This is a genomic window from Klebsiella sp. BIGb0138 (assembly GCF_004342285.1).
Lineage (GTDB): Bacteria > Pseudomonadota > Gammaproteobacteria > Enterobacterales > Enterobacteriaceae > Klebsiella.
Genome location: NZ_SMCV01000006.1, coordinates 1 through 17736 on the forward strand (window position 1 = coordinate 1; position 17736 = coordinate 17736).

General features: G+C 56.2%; 17 protein-coding genes. 8 read left to right on the top strand and 9 right to left on the bottom strand.

Going from position 1 to position 17736, the window contains the following annotated elements; genetic code table 11:
* Positions 1-365: 365 nt before the first annotated feature.
* Complete coding sequence (gmhB, locus tag EDF73_RS14495) at positions 366-932, bottom strand: D-glycero-beta-D-manno-heptose 1,7-bisphosphate 7-phosphatase (protein ID WP_132729820.1); 567 nt, start codon at positions 930-932, stop codon at positions 366-368.
* Between the two features lie 188 nt (positions 933-1120).
* Between gmhB and metN the strand changes: the two genes are divergently transcribed.
* The 6 genes from metN (at position 1121) to proS (ending at position 6747) form a co-directional block, all read left to right on the top strand.
* Positions 1121-2152, top strand: coding sequence for a methionine ABC transporter ATP-binding protein MetN (gene metN / locus EDF73_RS14500; RefSeq protein ID WP_132729821.1), 1032 nt, complete (start codon positions 1121-1123; stop codon positions 2150-2152).
* Complete coding sequence (locus tag EDF73_RS14505) at positions 2145-2798, top strand: methionine ABC transporter permease MetI (RefSeq protein ID WP_132729822.1); 654 nt, start codon at positions 2145-2147, stop codon at positions 2796-2798. Before metN ends, EDF73_RS14505 begins: the two co-directional genes overlap by 8 nt.
* A gap of 82 nt (positions 2799-2880) precedes the next feature.
* Positions 2881-3696 carry a MetQ/NlpA family lipoprotein gene (locus EDF73_RS14510; RefSeq protein WP_132729823.1) on the top strand — a complete coding sequence of 272 codons (816 nt, stop codon included), beginning with the start codon at positions 2881-2883 and terminating at the stop codon, positions 3694-3696.
* A gap of 108 nt (positions 3697-3804) precedes the next feature.
* Positions 3805-4212: an Rcs stress response system protein RcsF gene (gene rcsF / locus EDF73_RS14515; RefSeq protein WP_132729824.1), complete on the top strand. Its 408-nt coding sequence runs from the start codon at positions 3805-3807 to the stop codon at positions 4210-4212.
* Positions 4209-4916 (top strand): tRNA (N6-threonylcarbamoyladenosine(37)-N6)-methyltransferase TrmO, encoded by a 708-nt coding sequence (gene tsaA, locus EDF73_RS14520; protein WP_132729825.1) that lies wholly within the window; start codon positions 4209-4211, stop codon positions 4914-4916. Before rcsF ends, tsaA begins: the two co-directional genes overlap by 4 nt.
* A 112-nt stretch (positions 4917-5028) precedes the next feature.
* Positions 5029-6747: a proline--tRNA ligase gene (gene proS, locus EDF73_RS14525; protein WP_132729826.1), complete on the top strand. Its 1719-nt coding sequence runs from the start codon at positions 5029-5031 to the stop codon at positions 6745-6747.
* A gap of 73 nt (positions 6748-6820) precedes the next feature.
* Here the strand turns inward: proS and nlpE are convergent, their stop codons facing one another.
* From nlpE to EDF73_RS14540, 3 genes are read right to left on the bottom strand one after another with little or no spacing between them, the layout of a single operon-like run.
* The gene (gene nlpE, locus EDF73_RS14530; protein WP_132729827.1) at positions 6821-7519 is read right to left on the bottom strand and encodes an envelope stress response activation lipoprotein NlpE; all 699 of its coding nucleotides are present in this window, start codon (positions 7517-7519) and stop codon (positions 6821-6823) included.
* A 43-nt stretch (positions 7520-7562) separates the two neighbouring features.
* On the bottom strand, positions 7563-7976 hold the full coding sequence (arfB, locus tag EDF73_RS14535; RefSeq protein ID WP_132729828.1) for an alternative ribosome rescue aminoacyl-tRNA hydrolase ArfB: 414 nt from the start codon (positions 7974-7976) through the stop codon (positions 7563-7565).
* Positions 7973-8518: a YaeQ family protein gene (locus tag EDF73_RS14540; protein ID WP_132729829.1), complete on the bottom strand. Its 546-nt coding sequence runs from the start codon at positions 8516-8518 to the stop codon at positions 7973-7975. The genes arfB and EDF73_RS14540 overlap by 4 nt, the downstream gene beginning before the upstream one ends.
* A gap of 196 nt (positions 8519-8714) precedes the next feature.
* Between EDF73_RS14540 and EDF73_RS14545 the strand changes: the two genes are divergently transcribed.
* Together EDF73_RS14545 and rof are read left to right on the top strand one after the other, a co-directional pair.
* A complete protein-coding gene (locus tag EDF73_RS14545; RefSeq protein ID WP_132729830.1) occupies positions 8715-8915 on the top strand; it encodes a YaeP family protein in 201 nt (66 codons plus the stop codon).
* The gene (gene rof / locus EDF73_RS14550; RefSeq protein WP_132729831.1) at positions 8902-9162 is read left to right on the top strand and encodes a Rho-binding antiterminator; all 261 of its coding nucleotides are present in this window, start codon (positions 8902-8904) and stop codon (positions 9160-9162) included. Before EDF73_RS14545 ends, rof begins: the two co-directional genes overlap by 14 nt.
* Positions 9163-9177: 15 nt before the next feature.
* Here the strand turns inward: rof and tilS are convergent, their stop codons facing one another.
* From tilS to dnaE, 5 genes are all read right to left on the bottom strand, one after another.
* Positions 9178-10479 carry a tRNA lysidine(34) synthetase TilS gene (gene tilS / locus EDF73_RS14555; RefSeq protein WP_132730078.1) on the bottom strand — a complete coding sequence of 434 codons (1302 nt, stop codon included), beginning with the start codon at positions 10477-10479 and terminating at the stop codon, positions 9178-9180.
* Positions 10480-10548: 69 nt separating this feature from the next.
* Positions 10549-10938: a VOC family protein gene (locus EDF73_RS14560; RefSeq protein ID WP_132729832.1), complete on the bottom strand. Its 390-nt coding sequence runs from the start codon at positions 10936-10938 to the stop codon at positions 10549-10551.
* A gap of 63 nt (positions 10939-11001) precedes the next feature.
* Positions 11002-13140, bottom strand: a complete 2139-nt coding sequence (locus EDF73_RS14565; protein WP_132729833.1) for a lysine decarboxylase LdcC — start codon at positions 13138-13140, stop codon at positions 11002-11004.
* Positions 13141-13253: 113 nt separating this feature from the next.
* On the bottom strand, positions 13254-14213 hold the full coding sequence (accA, locus tag EDF73_RS14570) for an acetyl-CoA carboxylase carboxyl transferase subunit alpha (protein WP_045859732.1): 960 nt from the start codon (positions 14211-14213) through the stop codon (positions 13254-13256).
* A 12-nt stretch (positions 14214-14225) separates the two neighbouring features.
* Complete coding sequence (gene dnaE / locus EDF73_RS14575) at positions 14226-17708, bottom strand: DNA polymerase III subunit alpha (protein WP_132729834.1); 3483 nt, start codon at positions 17706-17708, stop codon at positions 14226-14228.
* Positions 17709-17736 lie beyond the last annotated feature (28 nt).

Here is a 17736-nt window from a genome sequence, read left to right on the forward strand (position 1 = left end):
TTTGATGCTCGTGAATTAAACTTCGTAATGAATTACGTATGTTCACTCAGAGACTTGGTATTCATTTTTCGTCCGAAGACGTTAAGAATCCATGTTACTTTGAGTGCCCACACAGATTGTCTGATAAATTGTTAAAGAGCAGTTGCGACGCGCTTTAGCGCTCTGTCGCGAGGTCCCGTATAATACGTTTTCCTCATTCAGAGTCAACCCCATTTTTCAGGATTTTTCTCTTTCCGACTCACCGTCGCTGTGGGATGTTTCTCATCAGCGCCGTGTCGATGGAGGCGCATTATAGGGAGCCGAACGGGAATGACAAGCGGAAAAATACATTTTTATTTCAACCGCTCATCTTTTATACGCAACGCTTATTTTTGCTGCTTTTTGATGGCTTCCGGCAGCTCGGCCAGGCTATTCAGCACCCAATCGGCGGCATTCTCCGCTTCAGGCGTAACCGGCTTACCGGTGCGGACCAGAACTTTGGTTCCAATATCTGCGGCTGCCGCTGCCTGCATATCTTCTACTTTGTCGCCAACCATATAAGAAGCGGCCATATCGATATGGAGGTAGTCGCGTGCGGAGATTAGCATCCCTGGATGCGGCTTACGGCAATCACAGGTCTGGCGGTACTCTTCAACGGTACCCTGCGGGTGATGCGGACAATAGTAGATACCGTCCAGATCAACGCCGCGATCGGCAAGGGACCAGTCCATCCATTCGGTCAGGGTTTCAAACTGCGCTTCAGTAAACTTACCTCGGGCGATACCGGACTGATTGGTGACCACCACCAGGGCGAACCCCATCTCCTTTAATTGCCGCATGGCATCAATAACGCCATCGATAAATTCAAAGTTGTCGATTTCGTGGACATAACCATGATCGACATTAATGGTACCGTCACGGTCGAGAAAAATTGCGGGTACTGACTTTGCCACCGGTGTGCTCCTGATAAAGGCTAGTCTGATTAGTATCGCATGTTTCGCCATGCAAGAAAGTGCCTATTATACAGAGGCACATTGATTTAGACGTCTGGATGCCTTAACATCCATTTCATTGACAGGCATCGCCTGAACACGGCAGAAGAAAATGCCACGGCAAACGGCTAAACGATAATAAATAACTGATGATTAAACTTTCGCATATCACCAAAGTGTTCCAGCAGGGGAATCGCACCATACAGGCGCTGAATGATGTCAGCCTGCATGTCCCCGCCGGGCAAATTTATGGCGTTATCGGCGCCTCAGGCGCGGGTAAAAGTACCTTAATCCGCTGCGTCAACCTGCTTGAACGTCCGACCGAGGGCAGTGTCCAGGTTGGCGGCCAGGAACTGACCGCGCTTTCTGAAAAAGAGCTGACTCGCGCACGTCGCCAGATTGGCATGATTTTCCAGCACTTTAATCTGCTCTCTTCACGTACCGTTTTCGGCAACGTGGCGCTACCGCTGGAGCTGGACAATACGCCGCAGGCGGAAATTAAACGCCGTGTGAGCGAACTGCTGGAGCTGGTCGGTCTTGCCGATAAGCATGACAGCTACCCGGCAAATCTCTCCGGCGGCCAGAAGCAGCGCGTAGCGATCGCCCGCGCTCTGGCCAGTAATCCCAAGGTTCTGCTGTGCGATGAAGCCACCAGCGCCCTCGACCCGGCAACCACGCGCTCCATTCTCGAGCTGCTGAAAGATATCAACCGTCGTCTCGGTCTGACGATTTTGCTGATTACCCATGAGATGGACGTCGTTAAACGCATCTGCGACTGCGTGGCGGTTATCAGCAATGGCCAGTTGATTGAGCAGGATACGGTGAGCGAAGTCTTCTCTCACCCGAAAACCCCGCTGGCGCAGCAGTTTATTCAATCGACGCTGCACCTGGATATCCCGGATGACTATCAGGTTCGACTGAAGCCGAATGCGCTTCCCGATAGCGTTCCGATGCTGCGCATGGAGTTTACCGGCCATTCCGTCGATGCCCCGCTGCTCTCTGAAACCGCTCGCCGCTTTAATGTGAACAACAACATTATTAGCGCGCAGATGGACTACGCCGGCGGCGTGAAGTTCGGCATTATGCTGACCGAGATGCACGGCACCACGGAGGATACCCAGGCCGCTATCGCCTGGCTGCAGGAAAATCATGTAAAAATAGAGGTACTGGGATATGTCTGAGGCAATGATTTGGCTGCTGTTGCGCGGCGTGTGGGAAACGCTGGCCATGACCTTCGTCTCCGGCTTTTTCGGTTTTGTCCTCGGCCTGCCGGTGGGTGTGCTGCTGTACGTCACCCGTCCGGGGCAGATTGCGGCTAACGCGAAGCTATACCGAACGCTGTCCGCGGTGGTTAACATTTTCCGTTCGATTCCTTTTATTATCCTGCTGGTGTGGATGATTCCGTTTACCCGGGTGATTGTCGGAACCTCGATTGGTCTGCAGGCGGCGATTGTGCCGCTGACGGTCGGCGCCGCGCCGTTTATCGCCCGGATGGTGGAAAACGCGCTGCTGGAAATTCCAACCGGGCTTATCGAAGCTTCGCGCGCGATGGGCGCCACGCCGATGCAGATCGTGCGTAAAGTACTGCTGCCGGAAGCGCTGCCGGGTCTGGTCAACGCGGCAACCATCACCCTTATTACCCTGGTCGGTTATTCCGCCATGGGCGGCGCGGTCGGTGCCGGTGGTCTGGGGCAGATTGGCTATCAGTACGGCTATATCGGCTACAACGCCACGGTTATGAATACCGTGCTGGTATTACTGGTTATTCTGGTTTATTTAATTCAATTCTCTGGCGATCGTATCGTCCGGGCTGTGACTCACAAATAACATTATCGACACAACATCATTCAGCCGCCTCAGGGCGGCCTGAATGACGCGTGTACACAGACTCTTACAAGAAGGAAATAACATGGCCTTTAATTTCAAAACCTTTGCGGCAGTCGGCGCGTTGATCGGTTCTCTGGCTCTGGTGGGTTGCGGTCAGGATGAAAAAGATCCGAACCATATCAAAGTCGGCGTCATCGTTGGTGCAGAGCAGCAGGTTGCTGAGGTGGCACAGAAAGTGGCGAAAGAGAAATACGGTCTCGACGTTGAACTGGTGACCTTCAACGATTACGTGCTGCCGAACGAAGCGCTGAGCAAAGGCGACATCGACGTTAACGCCTTCCAGCACAAACCGTATCTCGATCAGCAAATTAAAGACCGTGGTTACAAACTGGTTGCCGTTGGCAACTCCTTTGTCTACCCGATTGCCGGCTACTCCAAGAAAATTAAATCCCTCGACGAGCTACAGCCGGGCTCCCAGATTGCCATTCCGAACGATCCGACCAACCTCGGCCGCTCCCTGCTGCTGCTGCAGCAAGTTGGCCTGATCAAACTGAAAGAAGGCGTAGGTCTGCTGCCAACCTCCCTGGATATCATTGAAAACCCGAAAAACGTAAAAATTGTTGAACTGGAAGCGCCGCAGCTGCCGCGTTCCCTCGACGATGCGCAGATCGCTCTGGCGGTGATCAACACCACCTACGCCAGCCAGATCGGCCTGACTCCAGCGAAAGATGGTATTTTCGTCGAAGGTAAAGATTCTCCGTACGTTAACCTGATTGTGGCTCGCGAAGACAACAAAGACGCGGAAAATGTTAAGAAATTTGTTCAGGCGTACCAGAGCGACGAAGTGTACGAAGCCGCGAATAAAATCTTTAACGGCGGTGCGGTGAAAGGCTGGTAATCTTTTTTCACCGTAATATCATTCAGGACGGGCTTTATGCCCGTCTTGTCATTTATGCAAGCACCTGATTCAATAGCGCCCTGTTTGATTATTTATTGAGGAAATACTATGCGTGCTTTACCGGTCTGTTTGTTAGCACTCATGTTAAGCGGCTGTTCCATGCTAAGCAGATCTCCCGTCGAACCTGTACAAAGCACCGCAACCGCCCCCGCCAGAACGGAACCGGCAAAACCGAAAGTTACGCGCCCGGCGCCGGTACGCATTTATACCGATGCATCCGCACTGGTCGGCAAGCCTTTCCGCGATCTCGGTGAAGTGAGCGGTGAATCATGCCAGGCGAGTAACCAGGATTCGCCGCCGAATATCCCAACCGCGCGCAAGCGTCTGCAGATCAACGCGGCCAAAATGAAAGCCAACGCGGTGCTGCTGCACAGCTGCGAAGTCACCAGCGGGACACCAGGATGCTATCGCCAGGCCGTTTGCCTGGGTTCAGCGCTGAACGTTTCGGCGCAATGAGCGCATTTCAGTTCGCGCAGATAGGCGTTATTCGCTCGCCGTATAAAGAAAAATTTGCCGTGCCGCGCCAGCCGGGGCTGGTCAAAAACGGCGGCGGCGAACTGCACCTCCTGCCACCCTATAACCAGGCTGACGCCGTGCGCGGCCTGGAAGCCTTCAGCCATCTGTGGGTGTTGTTTGTTTTCCATCAGACGATGGAAGGCGGATGGCGGCCTACCGTGCGCCCTCCCCGCCTCGGCGGTAATGCGCGGATGGGGGTTTTCGCCACCCGCTCGACCTTTCGCCCAAACCCTATCGGCATGTCGCTGGTTGAGCTCAAGGGCGTTCGCTGCCATAAGGAGCAGGTAATACTGCAGCTTGGCAGTCTGGATCTGGTCGATGGTACTCCGGTGGTCGATATCAAACCGTATCTGCCCTTTGCCGAAGCGTTGCCGGATGCCAGCGCCAGCTACGCCCAGCAGGCGCCGCTGGCGGAGATGGCGGTCAGCTTTACGCCTGAAATGGAAACGCAGCTACTGGCCCTGGAGAAACGCTACCCGCGCCTGAAAGCATTCATTTGCGAAGTGCTGGCGCAGGATCCCCGTCCGGCCTATCGAAAAGAGGAAGAAGCGGGGAAAACCTATGCCGTCTGGCTGCTTGATTTTAACGTGCGCTGGCGCGTGATTCCGTCCGGTTTTGAAGTCTTTTCCCTTGAAGCGCGCTAATTTTATTTTCCTCTCTTTTGGCATCTTTGCCACACTGGTAAACTAAACCACTTTTTTTGTTTCAGGCTGGTCCGCCAGCCTGTTCCGATCGTCCACATGGAACCGTAACAACATGCGTACTAGCCAATACCTGCTCTCCACTCAAAAGGAGACACCTGCCGACGCCGAAGTCATCAGCCATCAGTTGATGCTGCGCGCCGGGATGATCCGTAAGCTGGCCTCCGGGTTATACACCTGGCTGCCGACCGGCCTGCGCGTCCTAAAAAAAGTCGAAAACATCGTGCGTGAAGAGATGAACAACGCCGGTGCTATCGAGGTGTCCATGCCGGTGGTGCAGCCAGCGGACTTATGGCAGGAGAGCGGTCGCTGGGAGCAATACGGTCCGGAGCTACTGCGCTTCGTTGACCGCGGCGACCGGCCGTTTGTCCTCGGGCCGACGCATGAAGAAGTGATCACCGACCTGATCCGCAACGAGCTGAACTCTTATAAGCAGCTGCCGCTGAACTTCTTCCAGATTCAGACCAAGTTCCGCGACGAAGTTCGCCCGCGCTTTGGCGTAATGCGTTCTCGCGAATTCCTGATGAAAGATGCTTACTCTTTCCATACCACTCAGGAATCGCTACAGGAAACCTACGATGCAATGTATGCCGCCTACAGCAAAATCTTCACCCGCATGGGTCTGGATTTCCGCGCGGTACAGGCTGACACCGGTTCTATCGGCGGTAGCGCATCGCATGAGTTCCAGGTGCTGGCACAGAGCGGCGAAGATGACGTTATCTTCTCTGACAGCTCTGATTTCGCAGCCAATATCGAGTTCGCAGAAGCGTTAGCGCCGCAAACGCCGCGCGCAGCGGCAACCCAGGAGATGACCCTGGTCGATACGCCGCAGGCCAAAACCATCGCCGAGCTGGTTGAGCAGTTCAACCTGCCGGTGGAGAAAACCGTCAAAACGCTGCTGGTTAAAGCGGTAGAAGACAGCGCGTATCCGCTGGTCGCCCTGCTGGTTCGCGGCGACCATGAGCTGAACGAAGTGAAAGCGGAGAAGCTGCCGCAGGTTGCCAGCCCGCTGACCTTTGCCACCGAAGCAGAGATTCGCGCCATCGTCAGCGCCGGTCCGGGTTCTCTGGGTCCGGTCAACATGCCGGTTCCGGTGGTGATTGACCGGACCGTGGCCGCAATGAGCGATTTTGCTGCCGGCGCCAATATTGATGGCAAACACTACTTCGGCATTAACTGGGATCGCGATGTCGCCACGCCGGAAGTCGCCGATATCCGTAACGTCGTCGCCGGCGATCCGAGCCCGGACGGTCAGGGTACGCTGCTGATTAAACGCGGTATCGAAGTGGGCCACATCTTCCAGCTGGGTACCAAGTACTCGCAGGCGATGAACGCCTCCGTCCAGGGCGAAGACGGGCGCAACCAGGTGCTGACCATGGGCTGCTACGGTATCGGGGTGACCCGCGTGGTGGCCGCTGCCATCGAGCAGAATCATGATGAGCGCGGCATCGTCTGGCCGGACGCCATTGCGCCTTTCCAGGTCGCGATCCTGCCGATGAACATGCACAAGTCCTACCGTGTGCAGGAGCTGGCTGAGAAGCTGTATGGTGAACTGCGCGCGCAGGGCATCGAAGTGCTGATGGATGACCGTAAAGAGCGTCCGGGTGTGATGTTTGCCGATATGGAGCTGATTGGTATCCCGCATACTATCGTTCTCGGCGATCGCAACCTCGACAACGACGATATCGAATACAAATATCGTCGTAACGGCGAGAAGCAGCTGATCAAAACCGGCGATATCGTCAATTACCTGGTTGGCGCCATTAAAGGCTAATTCCGCAGATCGCGACGAAAAACAAAAAGGCCTCGCGGATGCGAGGCCTTTTCTTTTCTACCGCGACAAGCGGTTACGGGTTGCAGTCTTTGCCCGGGACGAATTGAATGTCTTTATCCGCCATCAGCGTTTTGACCATTTCCCCACTGTCCGGGTTGGCTTCCAGCGTGAAGTGCCCTTCTACCACCAGCAGCACCGGGCGCGTTTGCGTCCCGCGGGCGGCGGCATAATCGCGTTCAAGCTGGGCATTATTGGCGACCGCAACGCGTTGACCGGTCGCACAGTCGGTAAAGGTCGCCGCATCCGCCATATAGAAGTACATTCCGCGCATGGCCATCGGCGTGGTCGGCAGACTGGCTTTTACCGATTTCAGGCTATAGTTCAGCGTTGATTCAAGCGGATTTCCTTCCCGATCGAGCATTTCCAGCGTCTCGCCCTTCGCCCGGAACCAGGACTTCTCACCTTTGCTATCGGTCAATACCAGCTTATCCGCAGTACGCGCCCAGGTGCCGTACGACGCGAACGATGACGGCTCACGGCTGACGCCCTGATAGCGTTCATTCATTATCCAGCTGCCATCTTTTTCGAGGAACAGCGAGGTTTCAATGCCCTCGCAATCGGCGCACGGTAAGATGCCGCGCCAGCTTTGCTGCATAGGCTTCAGTTCTTCCATCGGCGCTGGCTGTAGCGTCTCCACCTCTGAACGATGGTTACAGCCAAACAGCGCAAAAAGCGAGCCCGCTACCACCGCTGAAAATACAATTTTCTTCACTGTTCATTCCTTATCATCCATTCCACCCGTTCGCCATGGGCGTCTACTGACGAACTTTCCCACGCAGCGCTTTTACCGAGGACTTTTGTGCCTTCGAGGCCAGCCGGCGCTCTTTTGAGGCCCGGGTCGGCCGCGTTTCCCGGCGGCTTTTTTGCACTGCGGTTAATTCTTTGATTAAGGCCACCAGACGAGAGATAGCCGCTTCGCGATTCATCTCCTGGCTGCGATATTCCTGAGCTTTAATGATAACCACACCGTCGGCAGAAATTAAGTGGTGGCTGGCGGCAAGTAAACGTTCCTTATAATACTCAGGCAGGCTCGACGCCTTGATATCAAAACGCAAATGGATAGCGGTTGAGGCTTTATTCACGTGCTGGCCGCCCGCGCCCTGGGCGCGGATCCCGGAAAGGGTAAATTCGTCATCCGGAATGGCGACGCTGCGGCTAATCGTAATCATGCCGGCGGCTGCCAGGCGGTTAAATTAATTTCCAGATTATTCTTAGCATCAGATAACCAGATGCTACCGTCCTGCAACGTGGCCTGTAAGTTCATCGTCCGATCGGCAAAAGCGCTGAGCTGCGCAAGCTGCGTATCATCCAGATACCAGACCGTCAGTTTGCTGAACTGCGCCATCTTGCTCTTATTTTGCTGCCACCAGATTTCAGCGGCCCGGCTATTGTAGGCAAACAGCGCCACCTCTTGCGCCCGGGAGCAGGCTTTTTTAATCCGCCGCTCATCCGGTAAACCGAGCTCAATCCACAGGTCAACGCCGAGGTGATCGTTGAGCAACCACAGCTCCGCCTCGTCATCTGAAGAGAGGCCGCGGGTAAACTGCAGACGCTCGTCGGCGTATTTGATCCACGCCAGCAGCCGCAGCATCATGCGCTCCTGGGTTTCCGACGGATGCTGAGCCAGCGTCAGGCTGGCGTCGAGAAACTGGTTGCGATCCAGATCGGCAACGTTCACCGTGGCCTTATAAATTGTCGCTTTCAGCGCCATGAATAAACTCCTGAAATAAATGGCGGACATTGTAACGAAACTGGCGACAAAAGGCTGCCGGCAATCCGCGCCTCCCTTTTCATCCTGCTGATATTGCTTAAATGACTATGGTATAGTCACCTTGCTAAACAGAGTGTATCTTCGTAGGCTTAAACTTGCATCCCACGGTTGAGTCAGAATACTGACAGGAGGGCATGTGGACCACTATTGTGAGTTAATACGCAAGCGGTATGCGGAAATAGCCAGCGGAGACCTAGGGTATATTCCGGATGCGCTGGGTTGCGTGTTGAAAGTGTTGAATGAAATTGCGGCGGATGAGGCCCTTTCGGAGTCAGTCAGGGAAAAGGCCGCCTGTGCGGCAGCAAACTTACTGGTGAGCGATTATGTCAATGAATGATACTTATCAACCCATCAACTGCGATGATTATGACAACCTCGAACTTGCCTGCCAGCATCATCTGGTGCTAGTACTGACGCTCAAAGACGGTGAGCAGCTGCAGGCCAAAGCAAGCGATCTTATCTCGCGCAAAAATATCGAGTATCTGGTGGTGGAGCTGAGCGGAAATAATCGCGAGCTACGCCTGGATAAAATCGCCAGCTTCAGCCACCCGGAAATCGGTACCGTGGTGGTAAGTGAGTCCTGAATAAAAACGGGTGGCTCAGCCGCCCGTTTTCCTCCATCTGAGCTGCATGCCCTCACCTGCCAGCGCTTCCCCTTCGCGGGTGACAAACAGGGAATCCGCCGCCGCAATCAGCGTCTCACCGTAAAACAGCAGCGGTGTGGTATCGCGACGCCAGGGCGCCACCCCCAGCTCCTGCCAGATTTTTTTCAGCTTGCGGCCGCCATGACGGCCGACAATATGCAGATGGCCGCCGGCGCGAAAGCGCACCGTCACCCCCTCATCGGCGCGCGGCGCGCGTAAAGGCCCGCCAGCCAGCAGCGTCAGCTCGCCAAGCCCGTCCGGGAGACACAGCGGTTGGCGACAATCAGCCCACGGCACAACCGCCTCCGCCTGGCCGGGGAAATATTTCACCCACCACAGCCGCTGCTGGTAACGACGCACGGTAAAGTCGCCAAGGCGCAAACAGGGGAAGGCATCCTCCCGAGCCAGCGCGACTTCCCGCCAGATGCGCTCCGTCATTTCGCGCGAAGGCATCGGCGCATTGTGCCCCGCCAGCCAGCGCCGCAGCAGCGCGGCGCGGCGCGGCGCGCTCATAACCATCAGCGGCTCAATGGCTAACGTCCCGTCCGCCGCCACCAGCTTTGCCAGCTCTTCCGCCAGCAGCTCATCCAGCAGCTGTTCCTGCTCGCCACACAGGCTGGCGCTGCGGGCGACCGCCTCGCTAAAGTGCGGCCAACGCGCGTTCAGCCGCGGGACAACGCGCAGGCGGAGAAAGTTGCGATCGTAGGTATCATCCTGATTGCTCTCATCCTCAATCCAGCGCAGCTGATGAGCCAGCGCCCACTGACGTAACGCCTGGCGACGGCAGTTCAGCAGCGGACGGAGCAGCTTTGTGGCGGCAAAATCAGAACACGCCGCCATGGCAGCCAGCCCGGTCGGGCCGCTGCCGCGCTTAAGCGCCAGCAGAAAGGTTTCACACTGATCGTCAAGATGCTGCGCCGTGACCAGCACTTCCCCCGGCATCAGCGTCGTGCGGAAAGCCTGATAACGCGCCTGCCGGGCATGCGCCTCCACGCCGAGCCCCTCATTCGCCAGGGTCACCCGTTCCACCACCAGCGGAAGCTGCCATTGCTGACAAATCTGCTGACAGTGCGTAACCCAGCTATCGGCGTTAGCGCTCAGGCCGTGGTGAATATGGATGGCCCGCAGCTGCACCGTCGGATCACGCTCGCGCCAGCACACCAGCTGATGTAAAAGCACCGTCGAATCCAGGCCGCCGCTGAAGGCCACCAAAAACTGACGATAGGGTTGAAGGCTTGGCGCAATATCTGGAGTCATCATGATGATAGTGCTGGCTGAGAAGAGATAGCCCGGCACGTTACCGGCCCGGACTCTCGCTGGCAAGGGTTACTGTTGATAAATCTCCAGCGGCAGGCCGTCCGGATCGTTAAAGAAGGTAAAGCGCTTGTCGGTAAAGGGATCGACACGAATCCCCTCACAGGCCACGCCATGCGCTTCCAGATGAGCCACCGCCGCGTCAATATCATCCACGCTAAAGGCCAGATGGCGCAAACCGCAGGCTTCCGGGCGGCTGGGACGAGCAGGAGGGAACGGGAAAGAGAACAGCTCAATGACATACTCGCCATTCAATGCCAGATCGCCCTTCCACGAGTCGCGCTCTTCACGATAAAACTCGCTCTGCAGCGTAAAGCCGAGGATATCGCAGTAAAAGGCTTTGCTCTGCGCATAGTTGGTGGCGATGATGGCGATATGGTGAACCCGTTTTAAACCCAGCATGGTTAAACTCCTCCTGTTGATATTCACCAGGTTACTCGCAGCGCTCGCCGCGGCGCAAGCCCGTTAGTCATTTTTTAAGACTCGTACCCGGTATACGCCGTCATCGCCGCGCTTCGCGCCGTGGATGTCCGTCTCGAACCCCGGGTAATGGCGCCCAATCGAGCACAGCATCAGCAGGAAATCGAGTACCGTCCGGCTCTCTTCGGTAATCATCTCGCCAGGCATCAGCAGCGGTACGCCCGGCGGGTACGGTAGAATCATATTGGCAGAGATGCGCCCGACGAGGTTTTCCAGTTCAATGGTTTCCACCTCGCCTTTAATTTGCCGCTGCCAGGCCTGATTAGGGGTCATTTTCATTTCCGGCAGCACATCAAACGCGCTTAACATCAGCTGCGAAAGCTGGTGCTGGCGAATCAGGCGATGGATCCCCTGCGCCAGATCCTGAATGCGCATATTGCGGTAGAAGTCAGGATCTTCAGCATACAGATCCGGCAGCATATTCTTCACCCGCAGGTTGAGATCGTAGGCGCGCTTAAACTCCGTTAAGCCGCGCAGCAGCCCCATTGCCCGGGTTTTATCAATGCCGATGCTGAACAGAAACAGCAGGTTGTAGGGGCCGGTTTTCTCTACCACCACCCCGCGTTCATCCAGGAACTTCGCCACCAGCGCGGCCGGGATCCCTTCCTCCGCCATATGGCCCTGTTCGTCCATTCCCGGCGTGAGGATCGTTACCTTCACCGGATCGAGGAACATATGGTCATCATCGGCATCTTTAAAACCGTGCCAGTCCTCGCCGCTTGCCACCGGCCAGCACTGCACCTGCTCAATATCTTCCGGCTGCCAGATATCGAAGAACCAGCCGTCGGACTCTTCCCGTAAGCGCTGAACCTCCTTGCGAAAATCCATCGCTCGCTCTATCGAACGCTGAATCAGGCGCTTGCCTGAATTGCCGCGCAGCATTGCCGCCGCGGTTTCGATCGACGCAACGATCGGGTAGCTCGGCGACGTTGAGGTATGCATCATAAAGGCTTCATTAAAGGTCTCTTCGTCGTAGCTGCCTTTAATATGGATCAGCGATGCCTGCGACAACGCGGCCAGCATTTTGTGCGTCGATTGAGTTTCGAAGATCACCTTTCCGGGGATCCGTTCGCCGCTCATCCCGCTTTTCCCCTGGTAGATCGGATGGAAATGGGTATAGGGCACCCAGGCGGAGTCAAAATGGATCGAAGGCACATCCAGAGTCTCTTTGAGCCAGGTGGTGTTATAGAGCAGCCCGTCGTAGGTGGAGTTGGTGATCACCGCATGAACCGGCCACGCCGCCCCGCCCGTCGCGTTCACCTTTTGCTGGATACTATCGCGGGTAAATTCGCGTTTCGGGATGCCGCCCAGAATGCCCAACGCATTACGCGTCGGTTTCAGCCACAGCGGTACCACGTCGCTCATCATCAGCAGGTGCGCCAGAGATTTGTGGCAGTTACGGTCGATGAGCAGCGTACTGCCCGCCGGCGCGGAATACATGCCAACAATCTTATTCGAGGTCGAGGTTCCGTTAGTCACCATGTAGCTCTGTTCGGCGCCGAAGGCGCGGGCGATATACTCCTCGGCTTCGAGATGCGGACCGGTATGATCGAGCAGCGACCCCAGTTCGGTGACTGAAATCGACACGTCGGCTTTTAAGGTATTGCCGCCAAAGAAGTCATAAAACAGGCAGCCCACCGGGCTTTTCTGATACGCGCTGCCGCCCATGTGCCCGGGGGTACAGAAGGTATATTTCCCCTCCTGTACATAGTTGAACAAGGCTTTGGTAAACGGCGGCGTAATGTTGTCGAGGTATTCGCGGGTGTACTGGGCGATACGGGTGGCGATCTCCTGCGCCAGGCCGAGCGCGTATTCGAAGAACCACAGCGTCATGCGCAGATCCTGGCTGCTGACGTCCATCGTCGAATGCGCATTGATAAATGCATACAGCGGGAGGTATTCATTCAGCTGATTAATCTCGCTGCACAGATCGACGTTGTACTCATCCCAGTCGAAGATGACCCCGCAGATCCGCGGATTGTGTTCGATAAACTGCAGCAGGTCGGCGCTGTTTTGCGGCCAGATGGTCTGGAAACCCTGCCGTTGCAGGGCCGCTTCCAGCTCTTTGATCGGCTCGTCTTTATGATAGACGCCGTGGGGCCCCATGATGGCGATGATATTCACGCTTTCCTCCTGGAATTGACCTGAGTCAGGCATCATAGCAATCGCGCTGGCGTATCGCACATAAAAAAAGGGCCGGAAAATCCGGCCCCTGGAATACTTAACGCGAGCAACGATCAGGCGTAGCCGTAGCTCATCAGACGCTGATAGCGACGGTTCAACAGCTCTTCCTCGCTCAGGGTGTCGAGGTCAGCCAGGTCGGCCAGCAGCTGCGCTTTCAGGCTTGCCGCAATGGCTTCCGGATTACGATGCGCGCCGCCTAATGGCTCCGGAATAATGGAGTCAATCAGCTTCAGCTCTTTCAGACGCGGCGCAACGATGCCCATCGCTTCAGCCGCCAGCGGGGCTTTATCCGCACTTTTCCACAGGATGGAGGCGCAGCCTTCCGGGGAAATCACCGAGTAGGTGCTGTACTGCAGCATGTTCACTTTGTCGCCCACGCCAATCGCCAGCGCGCCGCCGGAACCACCTTCACCGATAACGGTGCAGATAACCGGTACGCTCAGACGTGACATTTCACGCAGGTTACGGGCAATCGCTTCAGACTGGCCACGCTCTTCCGCACCAACGCCAGGATATGCTCCTGGGGTGTCGATAAAGGTGATGATCGGCATTTTGAAGCGCTCAGCCATCTCCATCAGGCGCAGCGCCTTACGGTAGCCTTCCGGAGCCGGCATACCGAAGTTGCGACGAATTTTTTCTTTCGTTTCGCGCCCCTTCTGATGGCCGATAATCATCACCGGCCGCCCGTCCAGACGTGCAATACCACCGACAATCGCTTTATCGTCGGCATATGCGCGGTCACCGGCCAGCTCGTCAAATTCGTCGAATGCCAGGCGAACATAATCCAGGGTGTATGGGCGACGTGGATGGCGTGCCAGTTGCGCAACCTGCCATGCCCCCAGATCGGCGAAGATTTTGCGCGTCAGCTCTACGCTTTTTTCGCGCAGACGATGCACCTCTTCGTCGATGTTAATATCTAGTTTCTCATCCTGACGGCTTACTGCAGTCAGGGAATCGATTTTCGCTTCCAGCTCTGCAATCGGCTGTTCAAAATCAAGGAAATTCAGACTCATAGTATTCCTGTATTAGTCAAACTCCAGTTCCACCTGCTCCGAGCCGATCAGGCCACGCAGATCGTTGAGTAAACGATCGCTCGGAGAGACGCGCCATGTTGCGCCAAAACGCAGCCGCGCGCGCGCATCCGCCCTCTGATAATAGAGGTGTACTGGAATGGTTCCCGAACGGTGGGGTTCCAGAGACTGACGGAGTCGGTTTAAAAGCTGGTCATCAATTTGCCTGTCCGTCAGCGAGATAGCAAGCCCGCGAGCATATTTTTCCCGGGCTTCGTCAATGTCCATGACTTCACGGGCGGTCATTTTAAGCCCCCCGCTGAAGTCATCAAAGCTGACCTGTCCGCTGACGATAAGTATGCGGTCTTTTTCCAGCAATTGCTGATATTTATCCAGCGCGTCGGTGAATAACATCACCTCCAGACGCCCGGAACGGTCATCCAGCGTACAGATGCCGATACGATTACCGCGCTTGGTGACCATTACCCGCGCAGCAATAACGAGCCCCGCCGCCGTGGTGACTTTACCACGATCGGTCGGATGCATATCTTTAAGTCTCACGCCGCCAACATAGCGTTCAATCTCTTTTAAATACTGGTTGATCGGGTGGCCCGTCAGATACAGCCCCAGGGTCTCCCTTTCGCCATCCAGCACCACCTGCTCCGGCCACGGCTGGCAGTTGGCATAGGACTGTTCGATCTGTTCCGGCTCTTCCGCCAGCACCCCGAACATATCCGCCTGGCCAATCGCCTCGGCTTTCGCATGTTGATCGGCGGCCTTCAGCGCATCGCCCAGCGAATTCATTAATGCTGCACGATGCGGCCCGAGGCGGTCAAACGCCCCGGACATAATCAGTTTTTCCAGCACCCGCCGGTTGAGCTTTTTGGTATCGGTACGGGCGCAAAGATCGAACAACTCGCGGAAATAGCCACCGTCGTTACGCGCTTCGATAATGGCTTCGATCGGGCCTTCACCCACCCCTTTAATCGCGCCGATACCGTAAACGATTTCACCGTCGTCGTTAACGTGGAAATGGTACAGCCCGGAGTTGATATCCGGCGGCAGAATTTTCAGCCCCATCCGCCAGCATTCGTCTACCAGCCCGACCACTTTTTCGGTGTTATCCATATCCGCGGTCATCACCGCCGCCATAAACTCGGCGGGATAGTGCGCTTTCAGCCACAGCGTCTGGTAGGAGACCAGCGCATAGGCCGCCGAGTGCGATTTGTTAAACCCATAACCGGCGAATTTCTCCACCAGATCAAAGATTTTGATCGCCAGCTCGCCGTCAATGCCGTTTTTCCTCGCCCCTTCTTCGAAGGTACCGCGCTGCTTGGCCATCTCTTCCGGCTTTTTCTTACCCATCGCACGACGCAGCATATCCGCGCCGCCGAGAGTATAGCCTGAGAGCTCCTGGGCAATCTGCATGACCTGCTCCTGATAAAGGATAATGCCATACGTCGGCTCAAGCACCGGTTTCAGGCACTCATGCTGCCACTGCACGTCCGGGTAAGAGATCTCTTCGCGGCCGTGTTTACGGTCGATAAAGTTATCTACCATCCCCGATTGCAGCGGCCCCGGTCGGAACAGGGCCACCAAAGCGATCATATCTTCGAAGCAGTCGGGCTGAAGACGTTTAATGAGGTCTTTCATGCCGCGCGATTCAAGCTGGAAAACCGCGGTGGTTTCCGAGCGTTGCAGCATATCGAAGCTTTTCTTATCGTCCAGCGGGATCGCCGCGATATCCAGCGGCGGCTCGCCGTTCTTCGCCCGCCGCTTGTTGATCATCTCCAGCGCCCAGTTGATGATGGTCAGCGTACGCAGGCCAAGGAAGTCGAACTTCACCAGCCCGGCGTATTCTACGTCGTTCTTGTCAAACTGGGTAACCGGATGCAGACCGGCTTCATCGCAATATAGCGGGGCGAAATCGGTAATTTTGGTCGGGGCGATAACCACGCCCCCCGCATGCTTACCGGCGTTACGCGTGACGCCCTCCAGCTTGCGCGCCATGTCGATCAGGGCTTTAACTTCTTCGTCAGCTTCGTAGATTTCCGGCAGCTGCGGCTCGGCTTCAAACGCCTTTGCCAGCGTCATCCCCGGGTCGGGCGGCACCAGCTTCGAGATCCGATCGACGAACCCGTACGGGTGGCCCAGTACGCGGCCAACGTCGCGAATAACCGCCTTCGCCGCCATCGTACCGAAGGTGATAATCTGCGATACCGCATCGCGACCGTACATCTCCGCCACGTGCTCAATAACCTGATCGCGTTTCTCCATGCAGAAGTCGACGTCAAAGTCGGGCATCGATACACGTTCCGGGTTCAGGAAACGTTCAAACAGCAGATCGAACTCCAGCGGGTCGAGATCGGTGATTTTCAAAGCATAGGCCACCAGCGAACCGGCACCGGAACCACGACCAGGCCCGACCGGCACGCCGTTATCCTTCGACCACTGGATAAATTCCATCACGATCAGGAAGTAGCCCGGGAACCCCATCTGGTTAATCACCTGGAGTTCGATATCCAGACGTTCATCGTACTCCGGGCGACGTCTGACACGCTCTTCGGGGTCAGGAAACAGGAACTCGAGGCGCTCTTCCAGACCTTCCTTCGATTTCTTAATCAGATAATCTTCCGTCGTCATATCCCCGGTCGGGAACTGCGGCAGGAAGTATTCGCCCAGGCGCACGGTGACGTTGCAGCGCTTAGCGATTTCGACGCTATTCTCCAGCGCCTCCGGAATATCGGAGAACAGCTCGCACATCTCTTCTTCGCTGCGCATATATTGCTGCGGCGAGTACTTACGCGGGCGTTTGGGATCGTCAAGGGTGAAGCCGTCGTGAATCGCTACGCGGATCTCATGCGCATCGAAGTCACCTGTTTCCAGAAAACGCACGTCATTGGTGGCAACAACCGGCAAACCCCGCTCTTCCGCCAGCTGCACCGCGGCATGTAAATAAGCTTCTTCGTCGGCGCGGCCGGTACGGATCAGCTCCAGATAGTAGCGATTCGGGAAATGTTGTTCGTAGAAAGAGACGCATTGTTCGACCAGCGGCATATTGCCACGGGTCAGGCTGACGCCGACGTCGCCTTTCCTCGCCCCGGAGAGCAGAATCAGCCCTTCCTGGTGCTCGACCAGCCAGTCGCGGTCGATCCACGGCCCCTGCGCGCCGTAGCCACGCTGGTAGGCCCGGGAAATCAACATCGTCAGGTTCTGATATCCGGTATTGTTGGCCGCCAGCACGGTCAGTTCCGTCAGCTCATCGCCCAGCAGATCGCTCTGAACATGAAAATCCGCCCCGACGATCGGTTTGATCCCGGCGCCATGTCCCGCTCCGTAGAACTTCACCAGCCCACAGAGGTTGGTAAAATCGGTGATCGCCAGCGCAGGCATGCCGAGCGCGGCCGCCTTTTTCACCAGCGGCCCGGTTTTCGCCAGCCCATCGATCATGGAATAGTCGCTATGCACCCGCAGGTGGACGAAACGTGGTTCAGACATCTTCAGATTCCGGTTAACTTATTTCCCT

Coding starts and splice junctions, on each gene's coding strand:
- metN (WP_132729821.1), top strand. CDS start 1,121: ATGATTAAACTTTCGCATATCACCAAAGTGTTCCAGCAGGGGAATCGC.
- EDF73_RS14505 (WP_132729822.1), top strand. CDS start 2,145: ATGTCTGAGGCAATGATTTGGCTGCTGTTGCGCGGCGTGTGGGAAACG.
- EDF73_RS14510 (WP_132729823.1), top strand. CDS start 2,881: ATGGCCTTTAATTTCAAAACCTTTGCGGCAGTCGGCGCGTTGATCGGT.
- rcsF (WP_132729824.1), top strand. CDS start 3,805: ATGCGTGCTTTACCGGTCTGTTTGTTAGCACTCATGTTAAGCGGCTGT.
- tsaA (WP_132729825.1), top strand. CDS start 4,209: ATGAGCGCATTTCAGTTCGCGCAGATAGGCGTTATTCGCTCGCCGTAT.
- proS (WP_132729826.1), top strand. CDS start 5,029: ATGCGTACTAGCCAATACCTGCTCTCCACTCAAAAGGAGACACCTGCC.
- arfB (WP_132729828.1), bottom strand. CDS start 7,976: ATGATTACGATTAGCCGCAGCGTCGCCATTCCGGATGACGAATTTACC.
- EDF73_RS14540 (WP_132729829.1), bottom strand. CDS start 8,518: ATGGCGCTGAAAGCGACAATTTATAAGGCCACGGTGAACGTTGCCGAT.
- rof (WP_132729831.1), top strand. CDS start 8,902: ATGTCAATGAATGATACTTATCAACCCATCAACTGCGATGATTATGAC.
- tilS (WP_132730078.1), bottom strand. CDS start 10,479: ATGACTCCAGATATTGCGCCAAGCCTTCAACCCTATCGTCAGTTTTTG.
- EDF73_RS14560 (WP_132729832.1), bottom strand. CDS start 10,938: ATGCTGGGTTTAAAACGGGTTCACCATATCGCCATCATCGCCACCAAC.
- accA (WP_045859732.1), bottom strand. CDS start 14,213: ATGAGTCTGAATTTCCTTGATTTTGAACAGCCGATTGCAGAGCTGGAA.
- dnaE (WP_132729834.1), bottom strand. CDS start 17,708: ATGTCTGAACCACGTTTCGTCCACCTGCGGGTGCATAGCGACTATTCC.